This is a genomic window from Empedobacter sedimenti, assembly GCF_030005555.1.
GTDB lineage: Bacteria > Bacteroidota > Bacteroidia > Flavobacteriales > Weeksellaceae > Empedobacter > Empedobacter sedimenti.
This window is the reverse complement of record NZ_JASCQG010000034.1, coordinates 1-3,389: the sequence shown is the minus strand read 5'-3', so window position 1 is coordinate 3,389 and position 3,389 is coordinate 1. Positions and strand designations below refer to the sequence as shown.

General features: G+C 32.1%; 3 protein-coding genes. All 3 read left to right on the top strand.

Annotation, left to right across the window (positions count from 1 at the left end):
• Positions 1–1,098, top strand: a 1,098-nt coding sequence (locus tag QHG34_RS15720; protein WP_282631170.1) for a phage baseplate assembly protein V, incomplete at its 5' end; no start/stop codon positions are given.
• Positions 1,028–2,164: a hypothetical protein gene (locus tag QHG34_RS15715; protein ID WP_282631169.1), complete on the top strand. Its 1,137-nt coding sequence runs from the start codon at positions 1,028–1,030 to the stop codon at positions 2,162–2,164. The genes QHG34_RS15720 and QHG34_RS15715, both read left to right, overlap by 71 nt.
• Positions 2,165–2,170: 6 nt before the next feature.
• A complete protein-coding gene (locus QHG34_RS15710) occupies positions 2,171–3,343 on the top strand; it encodes a PAAR-like protein (protein ID WP_282631168.1) in 1,173 nt (390 codons plus the stop codon).
• Positions 3,344–3,389 lie beyond the last annotated feature (46 nt).

The window sequence follows — 3,389 nt, the reverse complement described above, 5'->3', positions numbered from 1 at the left end:
TATTCAATCTCAGAAAAAACATTTACAACACCCTCTTTGCGTGTAGCACCAATCAAATCGAGTACATCGATGGATGTAGATACTTCGCAAAAAGGAACGGCTGGTAGTAAAGCGGTTGATGTTTTTGTAACATCGGGCTCTACCACTATTCCATTCCTTTATCCAGGCTGTGTTGCGGATATTGAAATGCGTCAAACAGATACGAACAAAACATCCTATTTTACCAAATTAATGATGACCGAAGTAACGCACGAAGTGGATGCAAGAGGTTATTATACGGGATATTTTGAAGCGATCGCGGCAGATACAGGCTTTTTACCATGTCCAGAATTTGAGATGCCAAGAGCAGAAATTCAAGTCGCAAAAGTGACTTCAAACACAGATAAACAAAATCAAGGACGTGTTCAAGTTCAATTTGATTGGCAAAATGGAGCGGACAAAACGGAGTTTATTCGTGTGATGACACCTGATGCTGGAGGAAGTGATAAAGTGAAAACAAACCGTGGATTTATGGCAATACCAGAAGTTGGGGATCAGGTAATGGTAGCTTTTCAACATCATCATCCTGATCGTCCGTTTGTAATGGGCGGAATGTTTCATGGAAAAGTTGGCGGCGGCGGCGGAGCTGGGAATAATATGAAAAGTTTGAGTAGTAAAAGTGGTAACATTATTTGTTTAAACGATGGAGCAGGTATCGAAATTAAAGATAAAGCAGGTAATCATGTTACTTTAAGTGGAACAGGTAATTTAACTACAGAAATAAGTGCTGATTATACAGAGAAGGTAGGTAACAATCAAGATATATTTGTATCTAATAGCCATAAATTAGTGGTTTCTAATATGAGTGAAACAAAAGTTAATAATCATTTATTGATAGATGTTGGAGCTGGGCAGAGTAAAATGTGGTTGGATAATGCGGGAAATATATCAATTAATAGTCGTACAAATATAAAATTAATTGTTGGAGCAAGTTCAATCGAAATAACTTCCTCGAAAATATCAATAACAAGCCCTGAAGTTAATATAAATGGTGGTGGAGCAACAGCTAATTTTAAAGGAGATACAACAATTACAGGTGGAAAAATTATTGAGAATTAATAATTATATGGAATTAAATAAGATTCAATTAAATGAAGATGATAATATCTTCGATGTAGCAGAAAAATTAGGTTTAGACATAAAACTCCTTAAAAAATTTCATAATGATAATTCAGAACCACATAATTGGATTAGAGAAGACTTTTCAATATCAAATTGGACAAATTTTTTAATGATTCCTGATTCGGTTGAGAATTTAATAAAACGGAAGCAAGAATTAGACTCTCCTAATATTATTAATTTAGTTCAAAAATTAAATGATAATACTGATTATAGTATTGTTCAGAAAATTGATATGCAAATTGATGGTGTTAGTATGATTGATTCTGAAACTCATATAGTTTGGGGAGTAAAAAAAGAAATGAGAAATAATAAATTTTTAGTTAAATTGTTTCAAAAATCGCATCAAATTAAATATATTAAATCAATATATAGACAGTTTGCAGAGTTTATGCAAAAAATAAATAAACCAATTGAGTATATAGTTTTGGAATTATCATCTTCCGGAAAAATAGACTTAATAAATAATCAAGAAGAAATTAAACATTCTTGGAAGGAATTAAGAGAAATTTTGGAAGCAGAGATGGGAGATACTTTGGAAGAAAAGAGTATGTTAGAAGGAGGAGATAATGATTTTAGTAATACACTGCCACTTATTAAAAATAATATACTTTATCATTTATTTTTCAATGACATTTTCTATAATTATACTGAAGTGGATAAATATATTCAAATTGATTCTGAACAATATGCTTCACAAATATTTAGTAATGAGAAAGTGAATGTAATCACTAAGAGAAAAGTAGAAAAAAAAGGGAACTTAGCTAAGATTAAATTTTATAGAGAGTCTGATCCTAATAAGAATGATCATTTAAGAAATGTATATAATGATAAATTAAAAGAATTTTTACAAGATGATTATAGTTATGAGTTAACATGGTCAATGGAATATCTTTATGATATTGAGAAAGGGAAAATGATTTCTTGTTTATCAAAAATTAAAGAAAAAGCAAGTTCAAAGTATAATCATTTAATGGAGCATAATATATCAATTATAAAAGATTAGAATTAAATGAGTAAATTATATGTACCGGATGGAGCATGGTTAGTTTGTTCTGATGGAATGAAGAAACAACAAATAAAAGTTACTAGTCAAACAACAGTTACTATTGCTGGAGGATATTTGAAAGCTACTGTAGATGATCGCCCAGGAGGAAATTTCATGTGTGCAAAAATGGTTATTGGTGGTGCAGTTATTGGAGCTTTGGTAGGAGTTGCATTAGTTGCTGGCTCTGTTGTTACTGGTGGAGGATTAGCAGTAGCTGCGATTGCAGCAGCAGGAGCAGCAGCGGGAGCAGGTGTTTCAATGATTCCTTCAATTTGTGGAATGTTATTAAAAGAATGGACTCCGTATGATGTAAATGTTTTAACAGTAAGTAAACATCCTTTGTTAGATAATTCAATGATACCATGTTATTTAGGAGGTAGTGTTTCCATTTTGTATTCTGAAAAAGCTGCAGATGAATTCACTGATAAAGTTTTAGGTGAAACAATATTAACTGTAGGAGCAATTGTTTGTATAGGCTATGTGGCAGGAGGTTTAATTGCTGCAGTAGGAGCAGCAGGAACATCATTAATGAGTACTTTTGCTGAATATGGTTTTGCTTCAGCAGCAGCTCAAGCTACAGGAATGGCTTCTGTTTTTGGTACATCACTTTTAGTTAATTCGGTTTATGATGAAATAAAAGATGTTACAGGTGTGGAAAATTATGTAACAGGAAAAGCATATGATTTAAACACTAAAGGTGAAAATGAGGCTATGATAGAAGCAACAGATAAAGTTTACGGAGCAACAACCGATGCATTAGATTCAGGAAATGGAATAGCAAATAGACAAACTTCTATCTATCAAAGTACAACTATCAATAATACTAATATGACACATAATGGTGCTTATGTAGTGGATGGTAATGGAAATATTACTAAGCCAGGAACTACATTTAGTAGTACTACTTTATCAACAAGTAATCAACTTCCTAATTCTAGTATAGGTCGAAGTCAAACACAAGTAGCTCAAAGTAATTTAAATATTAGAATGACTCCAAATACATTAGAAATTTCATCAAGAAACTCTTTGTCAGTTTATGGTTCGCAGTATAATAATTCACTAAGAACTAATGTGACGTCAGGTCTAAAAGAGTCATTTGGAGGAGGTGTAATCTTCCCTAAAAACCGGACCGTTTAAAAATATAGTTTATTAACTTAGGGATAATTATGAAACAGAGCAATTT